Source organism: Paracoccus versutus, assembly GCF_029909795.1.
GTDB lineage: Bacteria > Pseudomonadota > Alphaproteobacteria > Rhodobacterales > Rhodobacteraceae > Paracoccus > Paracoccus versutus.
The window spans coordinates 1,835,871-1,855,363 of record NZ_CP038197.1; the positions used below are offsets into that span (position 1 = coordinate 1,835,871).

The window sequence follows — 19,493 nt, forward strand, 5'->3', positions numbered from 1 at the left end:
TTCGCTTGCCCGGCGCACCCGTCCAGGCGGCGCTGGCGCGGCCGGCGGGATGGCGCTAGTTTCGCGCGGCACAAGACGGAGAGCGGCATGGCGAAAGGCGCGAAACGGGCCTGGCAGAGGATGCTGTCGGGGCGCAGGCTGGATCTTCTGGACCCGACGCCCATGGATGTCGAGATCGGCGACATCGCCCATGGCCTTGCCTTCGTCGCGCGCTGGAACGGCCAGACCCGCGGCGACTGGGCCTATAGCGTGGCCGAGCATTCGCTGCTGGTCGAGGAAATCCACGCCCGCAGCAACCCCGATTGCGAGCTGCGCTGGCGGCTGGCGGCGCTGCTGCACGATGCGCCGGAATATGTCATCGGCGACATGATCTCGCCGGTGAAGGCGGCGCTTGGGCGGGAATACGGGGAAATGGATGCGCGGCTGGCCGCGGCGATCCACCGCCGCTTCGGCCTGCCCGCGCAATTGCCGGCGGTGGTGAAGCGCGCGATCAAGCGGGCCGACCGCATCTCGGCCTGGCTGGAGGCCGTGCAGATCGCCGGGTTTTCCAGGGCCGAGGCGGACCGCCTGTTTCCCGCGCCCCGGCCGGAATTGCTGCAGGGGCTGGAAATACGCCTGCGCCCGCCCCTGGAAACGCGCAATGCGTTTTTATCGCGCTTTACCCAGCTTATTGCGGAAATCGACCGCAAAGCGTGATCCCGGACGAAAAAGCCCCGCATCCTGGATGCGGGGCGATGGGCTCAGATTTCCATGGCGTCCAGTTTCTTGCCGGCATCCAGCGCCTCTTGCACCCAGCGCGGCTTGCGGCCGCGGCCGGTCCAGGTCTGCGAGGGATCGGCGGGATTGGCGTATTTCGGCGCCACCTTGCCGCGCGCCTGCTTGGCGACGGTCAGGTCGGCAAGGTTGAAGCCAAATTCGCGCGCCGCACTTTCGGCAGCCGCCAGCGCCTCGCGCTTGCGGCGGTCCTCGAAGGTGGAAATGGCACGGTCGAGCTTGTTGCGCAGATCCCGAAGTTCCCGCAAGGACATTGCGTCCAGGTCTATGCTCATATCTTTATCCTTGGTTTTGGCAGTATGTTCTCACTATTTGCATTCCAATATGAATTGCAATCTTTTTTGAGAACCGGATTATTAACGCGGGCTGCGTTTGGCCAAAATCCGCTGGAGAGTCCGCCGGTGCATATGCAGCCGGCGCGCCGTTTCGCTGACATTGCGGTCGCATTGCTCATAGACGCGCTGGATATGTTCCCAGCGCACCCGGTCGGCCGACATCGGCGTTTCGGGGGGGGGCGGCAAAGTGTCGCCCCGCGCCAGCAGCGCATGGGTCACGTCGTCGGCATCCGCCGGTTTCGACAGGTAATCCGTCGCCCCCATCTTGACCGCGGCCACCGCCGTCGCGATGGCGCCATAGCCGGTCAGCACGACGATCCGGGCATCCTCGCGCGCCTCGCGCAGGGCATCCACCACATCGAGCCCGTTCCCATCCTCGAGCCGCAGATCGACCACCGCATAGGCGGGCGGGTGTTCGGCCACCGCCGTCCGTGCCTCGGCGACCGAGGCGGCGCGGGCGACCGAGAAGCCGCGTTTTTCCATCGCACGGGCCAAACGGTTCAGAAAGATCTCGTCGTCGTCGACCAGCAGCAGGCTGGGGTCGGGGCCGATTTGGTAATCCTCTGCCATATTCACTTGCCCTTGAAAGTTCACTGTTGATTAGAGTGTTTTGTCCAGTCGGTCAAACCCCGTTGCCTGACGCCGCGTCAATGAAACAGGCGGTGCGTTCCGCAAGTTGCTGCGCGGAAAGCTCGCGGCCGAAGAGCTCGACAGTGCCGATGCCGGGAATCACAAGATAGGTATTGGTCATGTGATCCACCAGATAGTTCTGCGGATCTTCCTGGTCATTCACCTTGTAATAGTTGCGCCAGGCTTTCGCGACCGCATCAATCTCGGCCGCGGTTCCGGTCAATCCGATCATCCGTTCGTGCATGGCCTGGGTAAAATCGCCCAGCACCTCGGGCGTGTCGCGTTTGGGATCGACGGAAATGAAGACCGGCGTGACCGTCATTCCCCGTTCCTCCAGCATCGCCACTGTCTCGGCATTGCGGGCGCTGTCCAGCGGGCAGACATCCGGGCAATAGGTATAGCCGAAATAAAGCAGCGCCGGCTGCGCCAGCACCTGCCGGTCGCTGACTCGCCGCCCGTCCTGGTCCGTCAGCTCGAAGGGCGCGCCCAGGCTGTCCAGCCCGCCCTGCACCCCGCCCTGGCGGCAGGGGGCAAAGGGATCGGCCGCGCCGCGCGACAGCCACAGCCCGCCCGTCACCAGCACCAGGGCCGCGGCCAGGCTGCCGAGGATCAGGATCGTTCCGTCTTTGCCCATCAGGCGCGTCTCCGTCCGCTTGGACGCATTGATCGCCCATCCGGCCATGGGTATCAATGCAAAAGCCCGTCCCATCAGGAAGTCCCAGCGTGCCCCTCGGCCTTGTTTCCCACCGCATCGACCTGCTGCCCGGCCAGCCCGCGCCCGAGCCGATCCGCCTGCGCACCCTGATCCTGCTGCGCTGGGTGGCGATCGCGGGACAGCTGGCCGCCGTCGGCGCGGCGCTGGTGATCGGGGCGGATTTCCCGCTGGCGGCGGTGCTGGCGGTGATCGGCCTGGCGGTGGCGCTGAACCTGGCGCTGACGATGCGGCCGGATCGGCGCATCTCGGCCCGCGAGGCGGCCTGGCAGCTGGGCTTCGACCTGGGGCAGGTGGCGGCGCTGCTGGCGCTGACCGGCGGGCTCTCGAACCCTTTCGCCCTGCTTTTGCTGGCGCCGGTGACGGTCGCCGCCACCGCCCTGCCGCCGCGGCAGCTGCTGGCGCTGGGGGCCGCAACCTTCCTGATGGTCACGCTGTCGGCGATCTGCGCCCAGCCGCTGACCTTCGGCGCCGGCGGCCTGGTCACGCTGCGCGAGCCGCTGCTGGTCGGCCACTGGTTCGCCATTGTGATCGGCGCGGTGTTCTTTGCCGGCTATGCCCGGCTGGTCGCGGCCCAGGTCAACGCCACCTCGGACGCGCTGTTCGCCGCCCGCCTTGCGCTTGAGCGCGAGCAGAGGCTGCAGCATCTGGGCGGCGTGGTCGCCGCCGCCGCGCATGAGCTGGGCACGCCCCTGGCCACGATCAAGCTGGTCAGCGCCGAGCTGGCGGACGAGCTGGACGAGGCCCTGCCCGAGCGCGAGGATCTGGCCGAGGACGTGGCCCTGCTGCGCCAATCCGCCGACCGCTGCCGCGACATCCTGAAATCCATGGGCAGCGCCGGGCGCGACGACCTGCTGATCCGCTCGGCCCCGCTGACCGAGGTGCTGGCCGAGGCCGCCGCCCCCCATCGCGGCCGCGGCGCCGAGATCATGGTCCAGCCCCCGCCCGAGCCGCTGATCGTCCAGCGCGACGCCGCGGTGATCCACGGGCTGCGCAACCTGATCCAGAACGCCGTCGATTTCGCCGCCCGCCGCGTGACCATCGAGACCGGCGCCGACCGCCGCGACCTGTGGGTGCGGATCGCCGACGACGGGCCGGGCTTTCCCCCCGCGCTGCTGCCGCGCATCGGCAGCCCCTTCCTGACCACCCGGCCGCGGGCCGAGGACGGCCGCAGCTACGAAGGCATGGGGCTGGGCCTGTTCATCGCCAAGGCGCTGCTGGAACGCTCGGGCGCGCGGCTGCGCTTTGCCAATGGCGCCAAGGGCGGGGCCGAGATCCTGGTGACATGGCCGCGCGACATGATCGAGGCCCAGGATCGTATCCCCCTGGGCCCCAATCCCGAGATTCTGGCCTGATCTCCAGCCGCGTTAACCACTTCTTAAACTATCCCGCTATAGTTGTAGATGGCTGTATCGTGCGGGGATGTTTCGATGGTTGCGCAATTCCTTATCGCCTTCGCGGCGGCGGGGCTGGCGGTCCTGCTGGCGCTGGCGTGGCTTCGGCTGGCGGACCGGGGCCTTGCCGGGGCGCCGGTGGCGCGCGGATTGGAGCGTGCGCTTGAACCGATCGCCTTCCTGTTTCGCGACGGGACGCTGGTCGATGCCACCGTGCCGGCGCGCACCCTGCTGGCCAGCCTGCCCGGCGACAGCGAATGGCAGCGGCTCAGCGCATGGCTGGGCATGCGCCTGCCGGAATTCAGCGCGCTGCTGCCCGACCTGGGCGGCGCCGCGCGGGTCGAGCTGACAGAGCACGGCGGCCACAGCCCGCTGCGGCTTCTGGCCGAGGATCTGGGCGAAGGGCTGCTGCGGCTGACGCTTGCCGACCCCGCGGCCGAGGATGCCGGCATCCTGGTCGATTCGCTGTCCCTGCACGCGATGGAGCAGGAGCTGGAAATCCTGCGCAGCGCCATGGACCATTCGCCGATGCTGGCCTGGCGGCAGGATTTGCTGGGGCAGGTCACTTGGGCCAATTCGGCCTATCTGAACCTGGTCGAGGCCAAGGCCCAGGGGCAGACGGTCTGGCCGCTGCCCCGCATCATCGACCTGTCGGCGCGGCCGGTCCAGCCCGCCGCCCCCGGCGGCGCGCGGCGGATGCAGATCGACCATGACGGGCAAAGCCGCTGGTATGATTGCCACCTGCACGAGATCGGCGGGCAAACCGTGGCCATTGCCCTGCCCGCCGATGCGGCGGTGCGGGCCGAACGCTCGTTGCGCGAATTCGTCCAGACCCTGACCAAGACCTTTGCCGACCTGCCCATCGGGCTGGCGATCTTCGACCGCGAGCGCAACCTGCAGCTGTTCAACCCGGCGCTGATCGACCTGACCGGGCTTGCCACCGGCTTCCTGACCGCGCGGCCGACGCTTTACGCCTTTCTCGACCGGCTGCGCGAGGCGCGGATGGTGCCCGAGCCCAAGGATTACCGCAGCTGGCGCAACCAGATGAACACGCTGGAGGCCGCCGCCTCCTCGGGGCACCATGTCGAGATGTGGTCGCTGCCCGGCGGGCAGACCTATCGCGTGACCGGCCGGCCGCATCCCGACGGCGCGGTCGCCTTCCTGTTCGAGGACATCACCTCGGAAATCTCGCTGACTCGCAAGTTCCGCGCCGACCTGTCGCTGGGCGCCGAGGTGCTGGACGCGCTGGAGGATGCGGTGGCGGTCTTTACCGCCAATGGCGAGCTGCTGATCTCGAACCGCCGCTATGCCGAGCTGTGGGGCGCGGCGGCGCCCGCCACGCTGGAGGGCCATGTGCAGGTCTGGGCCCAGGCCTGCGGCGCAAGCCCCGGCCTGGTCGCCCTGCGCGACGCGCTGAACGCGGCGCTGCCGGACGAGCCGCTGCGCGGGGCCATGGCCGGGCCGGCGGGCGGGCTCTTGTCCTGGGGGCTGCGCGGCCTGTCCGGCGCGCGCCTGCTGCTGAGCTTTGCCGCCCCGATGCCGCCCCTGCCGATGGGGCGCGAGGCGCCGCGCGCCGCCGACAAGCCCGAGCCCGCGGCATCTGCCGCGATGCAGCGCGCCCTGACCGGCTGATCGGGTCTTGCCCTGCGGGCGCGGCTGCGCTTCCCTTGCGAAAACTGTCGGAAAGGGATCATGGATGGCGGATGCAAGGGGGCGGTCGTGACCGCGGGGCCGGATGTCCTGGCCGGGCGGCGGGTGCTGTTCGTCATGGCCGTGGATGCCGAATACGGCCCGCAACTGCGGGCGCGGATTTCGCCGCTGATGACCGGCGTCGGCCCGGTCGAGGCGGCGGTGGCGCTCACCGCGGCGCTCTCGGGCCTTCAGGCGCGGGGCGAGTTGCCGGATCTGGTGGTCTCGCTGGGCTCGGCCGGTTCGCGCCGGCTGGCGCAGCTGGGCATCTACCAGGTCGCCTCGCTGGAATATCGCGACATGGATGCCTCGGCCCTGGGTTTCGCCAGGGGCGAGACGCCGCTTCTGGGCCTGCCGGTGCGCGTCGAACTGCCCTTGCGGATCCCCGGCATCGCCGCGGCCAGCCTGGCGACCGGGGCCAGCATCGTCAGCGGCGCCGGCTATGACGCCATTGCCGCCGAGATGGTCGATATGGAAAGCTTCGCGGTGCTGCGCGCCTGCCAGCGCTTCGACCTGCCGCTGATCGGGCTGCGCGGCATTTCGGACGGGGCCGAGGAACTGGCGCAGCTCTCGGACTGGACGCGCTACCTGCACCTGGTCGATGAGCGCCTGGCCGAGGCCGTGGACCGGCTGGCCGAGGCGCTGGAGCGGGGCGAACTGGCGCTGTAGGTGGTGCCGTCCTTCGCGGCCCCGGCGAGAGGCATGGCGCGCCCGCGTCCAGCCCGTCCGGTGCCCTTGCCGCGTCGCAGGGCGCGCGCCATCGGGGCAAAGCCGGCCTGCGGCAAGATGCGCCGGCCGGTGCCTTGCGGGATGGCGCCATCGCCCAGCACAACCGCGGCGACAAGGGCTGCGGCATCGTCGCCGGCGATCTCGATCATCGCGTGGTTGCGCATCATCGACCCGTCGACCGAAAGCGGGAAGGGCTTGACCAGCCCTCGCCCCCCCTTGCCGGCGGCGGGCCAGGCGCCTAGTCGCCGCCGACCAGCACCTGCCCCTCGGGCCAGCGCAGCGTGGTGGTCAGGGTGATGATGCGCTCCTCGCCCGCGCCGATGCTGCCGTTCCAGACCAGCAGCCCGCGCTTGCCCTCGGGGTCGGTCTCGTCGGGGCTGGGATCGGCGGACCAGTCGATGCGCAGGTTTTCCTGGGTCGAGACCGGCACGCGGTCGATCACCCGCAGCGGCCATTCCTCGCCCGTCAGGTTGCGCAGCCGCAGGATCGCGGTTTCCCGCCGCTCCGAGGATTTCGAGATCAGCCCGCGATTGCCCTCGATCTCGTCGGGGATGCGGCGTTCCAGCTTGATGCCGGTCAGCGGGCCGAAGCCCAGCTTCATGTCGTCCCCGGCGGCGGTCAGTTCCAGCGCGCCGCGCCCGACCATGGCGCCGTCGGCATGAAAGGTCGCGTCGCCGGGCAGGATCACCGCCCCGGTGGAGTTCACCGTATCCGCCACCAGATAGGCGGTGTCGTCGCGGCGCGGCACCGCCTCGGCGACGATCTCGGGCGCCAGCTCGTGCGAATCCAGCGGCAGGCGCAGCGCATCGGCGCCGGCGCGCATGTCTACCGGCGTCGGATAGTCGTAGACCACGGTCTCGCCCACCATGCCCGCCAGGGCCGAGCCGGCCACGGGTGCCGGCGCGGCTGCCGCGCGTTCCATCGAATCCATGGCGGCTTCGGCCATGGGTGCGGCCGAGCGGCTGTAAAGCTTGGCCTCGGACTCGCCGATGCGGGGGAAGTCCGGCTGCAATTCGCTGGGCGCCGACTGGTCCATCGGCCGGGCGGTGGACAGCACCAGATGCACGCCGCGCCAGTCCTCGCCGGTGTCCTGCCGCACCAGCAAGCCGCGATCCAGCCGCAGCCTGCCCTCCTTGCGCTGCAGGGACAGGTCGTAGACCGGCTCCCAGCTGGCCGCGCCGGTCAGGCTGGTGATGCGGATGCGGGCGGGCTGGCCCTGGCCCTGCACGGCGATCACCAGCGCGCCGCGATCCGCATCCGGGCCGCGCAGTGCCTCGAGCCGGGCCTCGGCGCGGGCCAATTCGTCGGCCAGCTCCTCGCGGCCGGCATCGGCGGCCTCGGCTTCCAGCCCGGCGCGGATCGCGGTCTGGCGGGCCTGCAACAGCTGTTCGCCCACCACGCGGGCCAGCGTCGCGATGTCGGCGGTGCCGGCAGCGTCGGATTCGGCCAGCTTCATCAGGAAGTCGATGCTGTCCTCGGCCGCCTCGGCCCGCGCCTTGATCTCGGCCACGCCGGCATCGCGTTCGGCCAGCGCGGCTTTCAGGCGGCGGACCTCATCCTCGGCCGCGCGCAATTCGGGGGATTTCGCCGGGGTTTCCGGCAAGGCGCGTTCCTGCTGGAGGCCGGTCGCGCCGATCACCGCGCCTTCGGCCGCAATGCGCAGGCTGGCGGGGTCGATGCCCGCGGGCATGCCGGGGATCACCAGCTCATGCGCGCCGGCGGGCAGGTCCAGCGTCGCCTCGCGGGTGACGCCGGCACCCCAGGGATAGACGGTGACATCGGTGACGCGGGCCACGGTCTCGATCCGATCGGCCAGGGCGGGGCCGGCCAGCAGGATGGCGGTGGAAATCAGCAGATGGCGCATCGGGCCCCCCTTGTCATGACCCGGCCAAGGTCCGCGAGGGGGCCCCGAAATGCAAGAGGGCGCCCCCGCGAAACCCGCGGGGGCGCCCTCACATATCCGTATCGGATCAGCCTTTCTTCAGGCAGCGATTGCCCAGAAGCTCGGCGATCTGCACTGCGTTCAGCGCCGCGCCCTTGCGCAGGTTGTCGCTGACGATCCACATGTTCAGGCCGTTTTCCACCGTCACGTCCTGGCGGATGCGGCTGACGAAGGTGGCGAAATCGCCCACGCATTCCACCGGGGTCGAGTAGCCGCCCGGCTCGCGCTTGTCGATGACCAGGATGCCCGGCGCCTCGCGCAGGATGTCGCGGGCCTCGTCCTCGTCCAGGAAATCCTCGAATTCGATGTTCACCGATTCCGAATGGCCGACGAAGACCGGCACGCGCACGCAGGTCGCCGTGACCTTGATCGCCGGATCGACGATCTTCTTGGTCTCGACCACCATCTTCCATTCTTCCTTGGTGTCGCCGCTGTCCAGGAAGACGTCGATCTGCGGGATCACGTTGAAGGCGATCTGCTTTTGGAACTTCTTCGGCTCGACTTCCTGGCCCGGAACATAGACGCCCTTGGTCTGGTTCCACAGCTCGTCCATGCCCTCTTTGCCGGCGCCCGAGACCGATTGGTAGGTCGAGACGACCACGCGCTTGATGCGGGCACGGTCATGCAGCGGCTTCAGCGCCACCACCATCTGCGCGGTCGAGCAGTTGGGGTTCGCGATGATCATCTTGTTGCGGTAATCCTCGACCGCGTCCGGGTTCACCTCGGGCACGACCAGCGGGATCTCGGGGTCGTAGCGATAGAGCGACGAGTTGTCGATCACCACGCAGCCCTGCGAGGCGGCGATGGGCGCATAGGTCTTGGTCGCGTCCGAGCCGATGGCGAACAGCGCGATGTCGCAGCCGGTGAAGTCGAAACCCTCGATGTCCTTGCATTTCAAGGTCTTGTCGCCATAGCTGACCTCAGTGCCAATGCTCCGGCGCGAAGCCAGAGCGACAACCTCATCAGCAGGAAACTGGCGCTCGGCCAGGATGTTCAGCATTTCACGGCCCACGTTCCCCGTGGCGCCGGCGACAACGACCTTGTAGCCCATTGGGGTCTCCTTCAACAAAGGACGCCGCGATATAGGGGGTATTGCGGCAAAGGGAAAGCGAGATTTCGTTAAAACGCCCGCTGATCTGGCAGGATTTCGGCTTAATGCCGAAGAATCCGGCGATCTGCCAGGATGAGTTCCCGCACCCATTCGGATTCGCCTTTGAAATCATGGGGAACCTGCTCGGCGGTCCGCCGGCCGGAAAGCGAGAGCGAGGCGAAGAAATCGAAGCCGTAAAGCTCCAGCCGCGCCATTTGCGAGCGCGCGATCAGGTCGATCATCATCGCGCCGGTGGTGGGCGGGGCGCCCAGCCGCGCCATCAGCGCCCGGTAATCCGCCAGCGGGTGCAGGTAGAAACCGGGGCTGGAGGCGGTGCGCCAGTCCAGCCGCTTGCGCTTGGGCGACATCCACAAAAGGCGCGCGGGCGCGATGCGGGCGCGGTCGGCATCCGAAAGCCGCACCGCCAGCGCCAGCCAGTCGGTGCGGCTGCCGTGGCTTTCGGCCGAGGGCATCGGCGCGCGATTGATGCGGATCACCAGGTCGGCGGCGTCGATCTGCGCGCCGTGCCGGGCCTCGGCCAGCGCGCGGGCATTGCCGACCAGCGCGACACGCTTGCCCGCCAGATCGTCCAGAAGCGCGGATTGCGGCGCCGAGAGACGTTGCAGCGCGCCCTCATCCCGCAGGGTGCGGGCGACCAGGAAGCCGAGCCGGTTCACGACAGCAGCCCGCGATAGACCTCGACCAGGGCGCGGGCCTCGGTCTCGATGGCGTGGTTCGCCGCGACATGGGCGCGGGCCGCCTGCCCCGCCGCCTGCCGCGCGGCATCGTCGTCCAGCCAGCGCGCGACGGCGGCCTGCATGGCGGGCTGGTCCTCGGGCGGGACCAGGCTGCCGGTCACGCCGTCCCGGACCAGTTCCTCGAAGGCGCCGACGCGGGTCGCCACCACGGGAACGCCGCAGGACATGGCCTCCAGCGGGGTCAGGCCGAAGCCCTCCCAGCGTTGCGGCGCGACATACAGGTCCAGCGCGCCATACCATGCCGCCATCCGGTCCACCGGCACCTCGGGCGGGAACAGGATGCGCTGGGACAGGCCCGCCCCGGCCACCTGCGCCTTCAGGTCCGCCAGATAGGCGCGGTGCTTTTCCGTGGCCCGGCCCATGACCAGCGCGGTCACGCCGGGGCGCGAGGGCAGCAGGGCCAGCATCGCCTGCACGAAATCGCCGGTGCCCTTTTGCGCCCGGATGCGGCCGTAGCAGCCGACCAGCACCTGGTCCGGCGGCAGGCCCAGGCTTGCGCGCAGCGCGGCCCGGTCGGCGGGGGGCGCGAAGCCGTCGGTATCGATGCCGTGGTGGATCACGCGGGCCGGACGCTCCAGATAGGCCGCGCCCCTGGCCGAGGTCGCCACCAGTGCGTCCATCCGCGAGATCAGCCATTTCGTATAGCGGCTGTGCCGGCGCTGCGAGGCCGAGGTGAAGAGCAGCCGGTAGCGCCGCCGCAGCACATGCCGCAGCACCAGCCCCAGCGCCATCTCCGTGTTGCGCCGGGCGTGCCAGACCCGCCAGCGGTTGCGCGGCAGCAGCGCGGCGCGGGCCAGCGGGATATGCGGTAGGCCGGGCGGCAGGCCGGGGCCGGTGGCGACGATGCCGATCATCCCGGCCTGCACCGGGATCAGCCGCACCACGGTCGCCGTCACGCCCGACAGGCGGCGTTTCAGGTTCGGGGCGACCACGTCGATCCGGTCGGCGGGTATCTCAGGCATCGGGGGTCTCGGGCGTCAGGAAATACAGCAGGAACCCCACCGTAAGCGGAATCAGGAAGAACAGGAACAGGGTCGAGTAAGCCTCGGCCGGGGTGCCGTGGGCGCTGGCCCAGCGATAGACCGGGCGCGAGGTGAATTGCAGCACCCCGGCCCCGCCGATCGAGAACAGGTTGAGGAAGGTGACGCCCCGCCCCACCAGGTGCGGGGGCAGGAAGGCCCGGCCATGCGCCATCAGCACGGTATAGGTCGCGCCCGACAGCCCGACCAGCGCCAGCAGCGCCACCGACAGCGCCACGCCCTCGGCCGGAAACAGCCACAGCCCGGCCATGACCGCCACGCCCGCGGCATTGGCGATCAGCGCCAGCCGCCGGATCGAGCCGACCAGCCGCGTCGCCGGCCCGACCAGGAAACTGCCGACCACCATGGCCACGCCCATGGCCAGCGTCGCCCAGCCGATCAGCTGGTCCGAGGCGCCGTGGACCTCGGCCATGTAGGGCCCGGCCCAAAGGCCGCGGATCGCGGCCGAGGCGGCATAGTTCACGGAAAACAGCGGCAGGATGAACCATAGCGGCCGCAGCCGCAGGATCTCGGCCAGCGATCCGCGCGGCGCGGTGGCGGCCAGCCGTTCCGGGTCGCGGGTAAAGGCCAGGATCGCCAGTGCCACCGCCAGCGTGACCCCGGCCAGCGCCCACAGCGTCTCGCGCCAGCCGAAGGCCTCGGTCGCCCAGACCAAGGGCGCGGCGCCCAGGATGTTGCCCATCGAGCCAAAGCCGACCACCGCGCCCGCCAGGGTGCCGAACAGCGCCGCCGGATAGTTGCGGGCAAAGATGTAGTAGCTGCCCATCAGCGCCGGCGCGCAGCCGATCCCCATCAGCGCCAGCGCGACATGCAGGTGCCAGGGCGCCTGCGCCAGGGCAAAGACCGCCGCCCCGCCCGCGCCCCCCAGCGCCAGCAGCACGGCCACCGTGCGGCGCGGCCCGGCGCGGTCCAGCGCGCCGCCGATGGGGATCTGCATCAGCGCGAAGGTCAGGAACCACATCCCCGACGAGATCGCCAGATCCTCGGGCCCTGCCCCCAGCTCGGCCTGCAAGACCGGCGACAGCACGGCCAGGAAGGCGCGGTAGAACTGACTGAGCGTATAGGCCAGGATCAGGCTGATGATCCCCGCCGACAGCAATGCGCGCATGAACCGTCCCCCTCCGCTGCACCGGGCCGAGATTTGTCGATTGCCCGGCGGGACGCAATGGCCCCCGCGGGCCGGATCAGGCGGTTTTCGCGGCACCCTCCAGCCGGGCCGGCGCCTCGCGCACCGGCAGGTGGATCAGCGCGCTGAAGGCGCCGACGCCCACGCCGACCCACCAGACCATGGTGTAGTCGCCATAGATGTCATAGAGCTTGCCGCCCAGCCACACGCCCAGGAACGAGCCGATCTGGTGGCTCAGGAACACGAAGCCGTAAAGCGTGCCCATGTAGCGCAGCCCGTAGATATAGGCGACCAGCCCCGAGGTCAGCGGCACCGTGGCCAGCCACAGCCCGCCCATCACCAGCGAAAAGACGATGACGCTGGTGGGCGTGATCGGCATCAGGATGAAGGCGGCGGCGGCGATGGTGCGCAGGGTATAGATCCCGGCCAGCAGGTATTTCTTGGTATAGCGCTTGCCCAGCCAGCCGGCAAAGATCGAGCCGGCGATATTCGCCAGCCCGATCAGCGAGATCGCGGCCGCCCCCAGCGTCGAGGTGGTGGTGATGCCGATGCTGGCCAGCGTGCCCATGGGGCTGATCGGCCCGCACATCTCGGTCACCATGGCGGGGAAATGCGCGGTGATGAAGGCCAGCTGGTAGCCGCAGGAAAAGAAGCCGGCAAAGATCATCAGATAGGAGGGGTCGGTGAAGGCGCGCTTCAGCACCGAGCCCATGCTTTCTTCCAGCTCGCTGCGGCTGGCGGGCTTGCCGCTGCCCAGCATGGGCAGGAAGAACAGGCAGGCCAGCACGATCACGCCGAAGATGACGAAGACGCTCTGCCACGGGTAGTGCATCAGCAGCACCTCGGCCAGGGGCGCGCCGAAGACCTGCCCGGCCGAGCCGGCGGCGGTGCCGATCCCCAGCGCCAGGCTGCGGTTCTCGTCGCTGGCGGCCCGGCCGATCACCGCCAGGATGACGCCGAAGCCGGTGCCGGCGATGCCGAAGCCGACCATGACCTCCAGCAGCTGCATGGCCAGCGGGTCGGTCGCATAGGCCGTCAGGATCAGCCCGGCGGAGTAAAGGAAGGCGCCGATGATGACCGACCAGCGGTCGCCCCAGCGCTCGGCCAGGGCGCCGAAGATCGGCTGGCCGATGCCCCAGGCCAGGTTCTGGATGGCGATGGCCATGCTGAACTCGGCCCGCGGCCAGTCGAATTCCTGCGCGATCGGGATCTGGAAGACGCCGAAGCTGGCCCGCAGGGCAAAGTTGATCAGCAGGATGATCGAGCCGCCGATCAGCACCGGCGTGAACAGCGGCGCGCGCATTGCCTTGGTCATGTTGCCCTCCCTCTCGCAGCCTGCAATTCCTGCGCCCGGCCGGGGGCCGCGTCAATGGCGTCGATTGCCTGAATCGGGCGGCGGCGCTAGCCTTGGGTTTCAACGCCATGCGGGGAACTGGATGTATCAGGTGATCGGAACCGGCAAGAGCCGCGCCATGCGCGTGCTGTGGATGCTCGAGGAACTGGGCCAGCCCTATGAACATGTCGCCGTCAACCCGCATAGCGAGGGCGTCAGGCCCTTCAACCCCGCCGGCAAGGTGCCGGTCCTGGTGGTGGACGGCGTGCCCGTCACCGATTCCACCGCGATCCTGACCTATCTGGCCGACAAGCACGGCGCGCTGACCCATCCGGCGGGCACGCTGGACCGGGCGCGCCAGGACAGCCTGACGCAATTCGTGCTGGATGAATTCGACGCCGCGCTGTGGCTGGCGGCGCGCCACAGCTTCGTGCTGCCCGAAGAGATGCGGCTGGCGGCGATCAAGAACACGCTGCGCTGGGAATTCGAACGCAGCCAGCGCACGCTGGTGCATCGCATCGCCGAGGGGGGCTTCCTGATGGGCGACCGCATGACCGTGCCCGACATCATCCTGGCGCATTGCCTGACCTGGGCGCTGACCGCGCGCTTCCCGATCACCGAACACCGGCTGACCGACTACCTCGAGATGATGCGCGCCCGCCCGGCCTACCTGCGCGCCGCGGCCAGATAGGCGGCGGCGCCGCGCCCGGCCAGCCGCCCGGTGGCCAGGCAGCCGGTCAGCAGGTAGCCGCCGGTCGGCGCCTCCCAGTCCAGCATCTCGCCGGCGGCAAAGACGCCGGGCAGCGCCTTCAGCTCCAGCGCCGCGGTCAGGCTTTCGGCAGCGATCCCCCCGGCCGAGGAAATCGCCCGCTCGATGCCCATCGCGCCCTGGTGCCGCAGGTGCAGCGCCTTGGCGCGCATGGCCAGCCGCTCGGGCTCAAGGGGCAAGGGCCGGCCCCATTCCATCAGCAGCGCCGCGCGCAGCGGATCGCCCAGCACCCGCCGCAGCCGGTTGCCGACCGAGAGCTTCGAGGGCGCGCGCGCAAAGCGCCGCGCCAGTTCCTCGGGCGCGAGATCGGGGGCCAGGTCGACGAAAGCCTCGGCCCCGTCGCGCATCGCGGCCGCGACCTCGTAGATGCCGCCGCCCTCGATGCCTTCGGCCGTCACCACCCATTCGCCGCGGCCGACGCGATCGCCGACATGCAGCGCGACGCCCTTGGCCGCCTGGCCGAAATGCCGCGCCATCGGCGCCGACCAGGCGACGCGAAACCCCATGTTCGCCGGCCGGAACGGCGCCACCACCACGCCGCGCCCGGCAAGCCACGGCACCCAGGCCGCATCCGAGCCGAGCCGGGGCCAGCTCGCCCCACCCAGCGCCAGCACCACGACGCGGGGCCGCAGCAAGGCTACCCCGCCCGGAACCTCGAAGCACCAGTTCTGGCCCTGAAAGCCGGTCCAGCGCCAGCGCGTCCGCAAGGCGACGCCCTGCCCCGCCAGCCGCGCCAGCCAGGCCCGCAGCAATGGCGAGGCCTTCATGCCCACAGGGAACACCCGCCCGGTCGAGCCGGTGAACAGCTCCACCCCCAGCCCGCGTGCCCAGGCCATCACCGCTTCGGGCCCGATTTCTTCGTTCAACAAATACTCCGGGGGACGCGCGCCCGACCCCGTCGAGGGGTCGGGCGCGCGGGGGGCAGAGCCCCCGTATCGCGTCACGAACAGCGCCCAGGGCTCGTCCCTGGTCAGGTTCAGCCCGGATTTTCCCGCCATCAGGAACTTGCGCGCCGGGGTCGGCATGGCCTCGGCCACCATCACCCGCGCGCCCTGCCCGGCCAGCACCTCGGCCGCCATCAGCCCCGCCGGCCCGGCACCGATCACCAGCGCCTCGACCTCTGCCGCCTCGCTCACCGCCCGCCCCGCGGCATCATGCACAGCCGCAACAGCATCCGCTCCATCAGCGCCATGGCCGGCGCGCGCGAGGACGAGCGCAGCACCAGGTCGGTGTCGATCAGCTGGTGGATCGCATCCTCCAGCGCCCGCATGCCCCAGTCCTGCGCCTGGCGAATCATCCGGTCGCGGCGCGGGCCGAAGACCGGCGGCCGCAGCCGGGCCAGCCCCGCCCCCGGCCCGCCGGGGTCCGAGGCCGCCGCGTGCAGCGCCCGGAAATGCCGCAGCGCCGCGATGCACAGCGTCACCGGCAGGGTTCCCTGTCCCTCGATCCGCCGCATCAGCGCGCCGAATTCGCGCGCGCGGCCCTCGGCCACGCAGTCGATCAGCTCATCCACCTCGGCCTCGATGGTCGCGGGCGCCAGCGCGGCGATCTCGGCCGGCGTCAGCGGCTCGGCATCGCCATGCTTGTAGAGACCGATCTTTTCCACCGTCTGCCGGAAATCGCCGGGATCGAGCGCCCGCGACAGCGCCATCAGGTCGCGCATGGCGTCGCGCGGCACCTCGCGCAGGCCGGCATCCTTCAGCCAGCGCCCGACCTCGTCCTCGCCGGGCGGGTCGTCATAGATCGGCGCGGCCACGGCGGCGGGATGCGGCTCGAACAGCTTGCGCAGCGCCGAGGACTTGCTCAATCCGCCCGCCGCGACCACGATCACCGCGTCGCCCGGCTTCCATTCCGCGATGGCCGAGGCGATGGCCGGCGCCGCCGCATCCGGCGCGTCGTCGACCAGCACCACGCGCTGGCCGGGAAAGAACCCCACCGCCTTGACCGCGTCCAACAGCGCCGCCGGATCCTTGCGCAGGTCGGCGCCGGGAATGCGGGTCAGGCGCATCTCTTCCTCGGCCCCCGCCCCGACCAGGGCCTTGACCGCCTCGGCCCGCTTCAGCGCCACGCGCATCGCGTCCTGGCCATGGATCAACAGCGCCGGGCGCGTCGGATCGGGCCGCGCCAGGTAGCGTCCGATCTCGGCGCCCTTCAGGATCATGGCACGGCGTCGGGCTGGATGGCCAGCAGCCGCGTCACCACCTGGTCGGCCAGCATCCGCGCCAGCCGCTCATGCGCGTCCTGTTCGGCGGCCATGGTGGCGATGGTGGTGCCGGTGGTGGAATAGGAGGTAAAGCTGCTGACTTGCCCGCGCGTCACCTCGCGGCCGGTGCCGGCCTCGGTCAGGGTGAAATCGGCGGTGCCGTTCAGCGCATAGCGCGTCGTCACCTCGTCGGGGGTGATCGCCTGCGGCACCACGGCGATGCGCAGCCGGTAGTCGAGCAGGAAGCGCGCCTGCGCATCGGGCCCCAGCCGCTCGGCGATGCGGCCGGCAAAGGCGAAGTCGTCGGGCGTGCGCGGATCGGCGGTGCGGACCTGGCCGAACAGCTTGCCCCCCGTCCCCCCCGGCCCGTAGACCGGGGAAAAGCCGCAGCCGGCCAGGGCCAGCGCGCCCAGGATCACCGCCCGCCTAGACCACGACATTGACGATCCGCCCCGGCACCACGATCAGCTTCTTCGGCGCCTGACCCTCCATGAAGCGCTGCACGGTCTCGTCGGCCAGCACGATGGCCTCGATCTGGTCCTTGGGCATGTCCTTGGGCACCTCGATCTCGGCCCGGCGCTTGCCGTTGATCTGGATCGGCAGCACCACGCTGTCGGAAACCAGCATCGCCGGGTCCGCCTTGGGCCAGGCGGCATCGACCACCATGCCCTGCCCGCCGGCCTTGGCCCAGACCTCCTCGGCCAGGTGCGGCACCATCGGCGCCATCAGCTGCGCCAGGATGCGCAGCGCCTCGCGCCGACTTTCGCCGCCCGCGGCCGACTTGGCCGTCGCATTCGCCAGCTCATAGATCTTGGCCACGGCCTTGTTGAAGGCAAAGCCCTCGATGGCGCGCGTCACCTCGTCGATGGCGCGATGCGCGGCGCGGGTCAGCTCGGGATCGGCCCCGCCCTCGGGGATCTCGTCGGCCAGCCGCCAGACGCGGGCGAGGAAGCGGTTCGCGGCCTCGGCCCCGGCGGCGGTCCATTCCACGTCGCGCTCGGGCGGGCTGTCGGACAGCATGAACCAGCGCGCGGTATCGGCGCCGAAGCTTTCGACGATGTTCACCGGATCGACGACGTTCTTCTTGGACTTCGACATCTTGGCCGAGGGAATCACCTCGACCGGCGTGCCGTCGGCCAGCTTGCCGTCCACCACGTCCTCGGGCAGGTGATAGATCGGGCGCCCGCGCTCGTCGCGGGTCATGTAGATCTCATGCGTGACCATGCCCTGGGTGAACAGCGCGTCGAAGGGCTCCTTTGCGCCTTCCGGCAGGTGGCCGGTCCTGACCATGGCGCGGGCGAAGAAGCGGGAATAGAGCAGGTGCAGGATCGCGTGTTCGATGCCGCCGATATACTGGTCCACGTTCATCCAGTAGTCGGTCTCGGCCCGGTCGGTCGGCGTCGCCGCGTGCGGCGCGGTGAAGCGGGCGTAATACCAGGACGAATCGACGAAGGTGTCCATGGTATCCGTCTCGCGCCGGGCCGGGCCGCCGCATTTCGGGCAGGTGGTCGCGGCCCAGGTCGGGTGCCGGTTCAGCGGGTTTCCGGGCACGTCGAAGCTGACGTCCTGCGGCAGCAGCACCGGCAGGTTCGCCTTGGCCTCGGGCACGGTGCCGCAGGCGTCGCAATGCACCACCGGGATCGGGCAGCCCCAATAGCGCTGGCGCGAGATGCCCCAGTCGCGCAGGCGGAACTTGGTCACGCCCTCGCCATAGCCGGCGGCCTCGGCGTGCAGGATGGCGGCATCGACCGCGGCCTCGCCGGTCTGGTCGGCCTCGCCGGCGAAGCCGCGCACATAGGTCACGGTCTCGGATTTCAGCGGCACATAGGGCGCCTTGGCCACCAGCGCGTCGGCGGCGGCCAGGTCCATGCCGCGCTCGCCGAAGGTGGCGCGGATCGGCAGGCCGTATTTGGTGGCGAATTCATGGTCGCGCTCGTCATGCGCGGGGCTGCCGAAGATGGCGCCGGTGCCGTAGTCCATCAGCACGAAATTGGCGATCCAGATCGGCAGTTGCCAATCCGGGTCCAGCGGGTGGCGCACGGTCAGCCCGGTGTCGAAGCCCATCTTGGGCGCGGTCTCGATGGCTTCCTCGGTGGTGCCGATGCGGCGGCATTCCTCGACGAAAGCCGCGACCTTCGGGTCGGATGCGGCCAGCGACTTGACCAGCGGATGATCCGGCGACAGCGCCACGAAGCTGGCGCCCATCAGCGTGTCGGGCCGGGTGGTGTAGACCTCGATTTGCGGGAAATCCGGCAGATCGACGGTATCAAAGCGGAATTGCAGCCCGCGCGACTTGCCGATCCAGTTGGCCTGCATCAGCCGCACCTTTTCCGGCCAGCCCTCCAGCCCGTCCAGCGCCGACAAGAGCTCGTCCGAGTAATCCGAGATCTTGAAGAACCACTGAGTCAGCTCCTTGCGCTCGACCGTGGCGCCGGATCGCCAGCCCTTGCCGTCGATCACCTGCTCGTTGGCCAGCACCGTCATGTCGACCGGGTCCCAGTTCACCTGCGCCGACTTGCGGGTGATGAGCCCGGCCTCCAGCATGTCCAGGAACAGCGCCTGCTGCTGGGCGACATAGGCGTCGTCGCAGGTGGCGAATTCGCGGCTCCAGTCGATGGACAGGCCCAGCGGCTTCAGCTGGCCGCGCATGGTGGCGATATTGCCATAGGTCCAGTCGCGCGGATGGCCGCCCTGCTCCATCGCCGCGTTCTCGGCCGGCATGCCGAAGGCGTCCCAGCCCATCGGGTGCAGCACGGAAAAGCCCTGCGCGCGCTTGAAGCGGGCCACCACGTCGCCCATCGTGTAGTTGCGCACATGGCCCATGTGGATGCGCCCCGAGGGATAGGGGAACATCTCCAGCACGTAATACTTGGGCCGCTCGTCCCGCACGGCGCGGAACGTATCGGCCTGCTCCCACGCCTCTTGCCAGCGCGGTTCGCTGATTGCGGGATCATAGGGCATGGAAACCT

General features: G+C 69.8%; 18 protein-coding genes. 5 read left to right on the plus strand and 13 right to left on the minus strand.

All coding sequences use genetic code 11. From position 1 onward, the window contains the following. The first annotated feature begins 87 nt into the window (after nucleotides 1-87). Nucleotides 88-696 (plus strand): HD domain-containing protein, encoded by a 609-nt coding sequence (locus E3U25_RS20390; protein ID WP_116223206.1) that lies wholly within the window; start codon nucleotides 88-90, stop codon nucleotides 694-696. A 44-nt stretch (nucleotides 697-740) separates the two neighbouring features. Here E3U25_RS20390 and E3U25_RS20395 read toward each other — a convergent pair whose 3' ends face one another. The 3 genes from E3U25_RS20395 to E3U25_RS20405 form a co-directional block, all read right to left on the minus strand. Further along, on the minus strand, nucleotides 741-1,049 hold the full coding sequence (locus E3U25_RS20395) for an H-NS histone family protein (protein WP_036758604.1): 309 nt from the start codon (nucleotides 1,047-1,049) through the stop codon (nucleotides 741-743). A gap of 81 nt (nucleotides 1,050-1,130) precedes the next feature. Beyond that, nucleotides 1,131-1,679, minus strand: a complete 549-nt coding sequence (locus E3U25_RS20400) for an ActR/PrrA/RegA family redox response regulator transcription factor (RefSeq protein WP_036758606.1) — start codon at nucleotides 1,677-1,679, stop codon at nucleotides 1,131-1,133. Nucleotides 1,680-1,731: 52 nt separating this feature from the next. Beyond that, entirely contained in the window at nucleotides 1,732-2,373 is a 642-nt protein-coding gene (locus E3U25_RS20405; protein WP_116223300.1) for an SCO family protein, read from the minus strand. Between the two features lie 89 nt (nucleotides 2,374-2,462). On the opposite strand from E3U25_RS20405, the gene E3U25_RS20410 reads away from it, so the two are divergent. The 3 genes from E3U25_RS20410 to E3U25_RS20420 all read left to right on the plus strand — a co-directional run bounded on the left by E3U25_RS20410 (nucleotide 2,463) and on the right by E3U25_RS20420 (nucleotide 6,203). Beyond that, nucleotides 2,463-3,806: an ActS/PrrB/RegB family redox-sensitive histidine kinase gene (locus E3U25_RS20410; protein WP_139293963.1), complete on the plus strand. Its 1,344-nt coding sequence runs from the start codon at nucleotides 2,463-2,465 to the stop codon at nucleotides 3,804-3,806. A gap of 75 nt (nucleotides 3,807-3,881) precedes the next feature. Then, nucleotides 3,882-5,477: a PAS-domain containing protein gene (locus E3U25_RS20415; protein ID WP_116223205.1), complete on the plus strand. Its 1,596-nt coding sequence runs from the start codon at nucleotides 3,882-3,884 to the stop codon at nucleotides 5,475-5,477. A gap of 60 nt (nucleotides 5,478-5,537) precedes the next feature. Next, nucleotides 5,538-6,203: a 5'-methylthioadenosine/S-adenosylhomocysteine nucleosidase gene (locus tag E3U25_RS20420; RefSeq protein WP_116223204.1), complete on the plus strand. Its 666-nt coding sequence runs from the start codon at nucleotides 5,538-5,540 to the stop codon at nucleotides 6,201-6,203. A 298-nt stretch (nucleotides 6,204-6,501) separates the two neighbouring features. Here the strand turns inward: E3U25_RS20420 and E3U25_RS20425 are convergent, their stop codons facing one another. From E3U25_RS20425 to E3U25_RS20450, 6 genes are all read right to left on the minus strand, one after another. Continuing rightward, entirely contained in the window at nucleotides 6,502-8,127 is a 1,626-nt protein-coding gene (locus E3U25_RS20425; protein WP_116223203.1) for a DUF4139 domain-containing protein, read from the minus strand. 106 nt (nucleotides 8,128-8,233) lie between these two features. Next, on the minus strand, nucleotides 8,234-9,256 hold the full coding sequence (locus tag E3U25_RS20430) for an aspartate-semialdehyde dehydrogenase (RefSeq protein WP_036758613.1): 1,023 nt from the start codon (nucleotides 9,254-9,256) through the stop codon (nucleotides 8,234-8,236). 101 nt (nucleotides 9,257-9,357) lie between these two features. Next, nucleotides 9,358-9,972 (minus strand): glycosyltransferase family 29 protein, encoded by a 615-nt coding sequence (locus tag E3U25_RS20435; RefSeq protein ID WP_116223202.1) that lies wholly within the window; start codon nucleotides 9,970-9,972, stop codon nucleotides 9,358-9,360. After that, complete coding sequence (locus tag E3U25_RS20440; RefSeq protein ID WP_116223201.1) at nucleotides 9,969-11,015, minus strand: glycosyltransferase family 4 protein; 1,047 nt, start codon at nucleotides 11,013-11,015, stop codon at nucleotides 9,969-9,971. The genes E3U25_RS20435 and E3U25_RS20440 overlap by 4 nt, the downstream gene beginning before the upstream one ends. Next, nucleotides 11,008-12,201 (minus strand): MFS transporter, encoded by a 1,194-nt coding sequence (locus E3U25_RS20445; RefSeq protein WP_036758620.1) that lies wholly within the window; start codon nucleotides 12,199-12,201, stop codon nucleotides 11,008-11,010. Before E3U25_RS20445 ends, E3U25_RS20440 begins: the two co-directional genes overlap by 8 nt. Nucleotides 12,202-12,277: 76 nt before the next feature. Beyond that, nucleotides 12,278-13,534 carry an MFS transporter gene (locus tag E3U25_RS20450; protein WP_036758622.1) on the minus strand — a complete coding sequence of 419 codons (1,257 nt, stop codon included), beginning with the start codon at nucleotides 13,532-13,534 and terminating at the stop codon, nucleotides 12,278-12,280. Nucleotides 13,535-13,655: 121 nt separating this feature from the next. Between E3U25_RS20450 and E3U25_RS20455 the strand changes: the two genes are divergently transcribed. After that, nucleotides 13,656-14,243, plus strand: a complete 588-nt coding sequence (locus tag E3U25_RS20455) for a glutathione S-transferase family protein (RefSeq protein ID WP_036758630.1) — start codon at nucleotides 13,656-13,658, stop codon at nucleotides 14,241-14,243. On the opposite strand, the gene E3U25_RS20460 is transcribed toward E3U25_RS20455, so the two are convergent. From E3U25_RS20460 to leuS, 4 genes are read right to left on the minus strand one after another with little or no spacing between them, the layout of a single operon-like run. Further along, nucleotides 14,219-15,457: a TIGR03862 family flavoprotein gene (locus E3U25_RS20460; RefSeq protein WP_255469758.1), complete on the minus strand. Its 1,239-nt coding sequence runs from the start codon at nucleotides 15,455-15,457 to the stop codon at nucleotides 14,219-14,221. The genes E3U25_RS20455 and E3U25_RS20460 overlap by 25 nt on opposite strands. Continuing rightward, entirely contained in the window at nucleotides 15,454-16,482 is a 1,029-nt protein-coding gene (holA, locus tag E3U25_RS20465) for a DNA polymerase III subunit delta (protein WP_036758634.1), read from the minus strand. The genes E3U25_RS20460 and holA overlap by 4 nt, the downstream gene beginning before the upstream one ends. Continuing rightward, nucleotides 16,479-16,964: an LPS assembly lipoprotein LptE gene (lptE, locus tag E3U25_RS20470; RefSeq protein WP_036758638.1), complete on the minus strand. Its 486-nt coding sequence runs from the start codon at nucleotides 16,962-16,964 to the stop codon at nucleotides 16,479-16,481. Before lptE ends, holA begins: the two co-directional genes overlap by 4 nt. After that, nucleotides 16,951-19,485 carry a leucine--tRNA ligase gene (gene leuS / locus E3U25_RS20475; RefSeq protein WP_116223199.1) on the minus strand — a complete coding sequence of 845 codons (2,535 nt, stop codon included), beginning with the start codon at nucleotides 19,483-19,485 and terminating at the stop codon, nucleotides 16,951-16,953. The genes lptE and leuS overlap by 14 nt, the downstream gene beginning before the upstream one ends. Nucleotides 19,486-19,493 lie beyond the last annotated feature (8 nt).

Coding starts and splice junctions, on each gene's coding strand:
- leuS (WP_116223199.1), bottom strand. CDS start 19,485: ATGCCCTATGATCCCGCAATCAGCGAACCGCGCTGGCAAGAGGCGTGG.
- E3U25_RS20445 (WP_036758620.1), bottom strand. CDS start 12,201: ATGCGCGCATTGCTGTCGGCGGGGATCATCAGCCTGATCCTGGCCTAT.
- E3U25_RS20420 (WP_116223204.1), top strand. CDS start 5,538: ATGGATGGCGGATGCAAGGGGGCGGTCGTGACCGCGGGGCCGGATGTC.
- E3U25_RS20405 (WP_116223300.1), bottom strand. CDS start 2,373: ATGGGCAAAGACGGAACGATCCTGATCCTCGGCAGCCTGGCCGCGGCC.
- E3U25_RS20390 (WP_116223206.1), top strand. CDS start 88: ATGGCGAAAGGCGCGAAACGGGCCTGGCAGAGGATGCTGTCGGGGCGC.
- E3U25_RS20440 (WP_116223201.1), bottom strand. CDS start 11,015: ATGCCTGAGATACCCGCCGACCGGATCGACGTGGTCGCCCCGAACCTG.
- E3U25_RS20395 (WP_036758604.1), bottom strand. CDS start 1,049: ATGAGCATAGACCTGGACGCAATGTCCTTGCGGGAACTTCGGGATCTG.
- holA (WP_036758634.1), bottom strand. CDS start 16,482: ATGATCCTGAAGGGCGCCGAGATCGGACGCTACCTGGCGCGGCCCGAT.
- E3U25_RS20455 (WP_036758630.1), top strand. CDS start 13,656: ATGTATCAGGTGATCGGAACCGGCAAGAGCCGCGCCATGCGCGTGCTG.
- E3U25_RS20400 (WP_036758606.1), bottom strand. CDS start 1,679: ATGGCAGAGGATTACCAAATCGGCCCCGACCCCAGCCTGCTGCTGGTC.
- E3U25_RS20415 (WP_116223205.1), top strand. CDS start 3,882: ATGGTTGCGCAATTCCTTATCGCCTTCGCGGCGGCGGGGCTGGCGGTC.
- lptE (WP_036758638.1), bottom strand. CDS start 16,964: ATGTCGTGGTCTAGGCGGGCGGTGATCCTGGGCGCGCTGGCCCTGGCC.
- E3U25_RS20450 (WP_036758622.1), bottom strand. CDS start 13,534: ATGACCAAGGCAATGCGCGCGCCGCTGTTCACGCCGGTGCTGATCGGC.
- E3U25_RS20425 (WP_116223203.1), bottom strand. CDS start 8,127: ATGCGCCATCTGCTGATTTCCACCGCCATCCTGCTGGCCGGCCCCGCC.
- E3U25_RS20430 (WP_036758613.1), bottom strand. CDS start 9,256: ATGGGCTACAAGGTCGTTGTCGCCGGCGCCACGGGGAACGTGGGCCGT.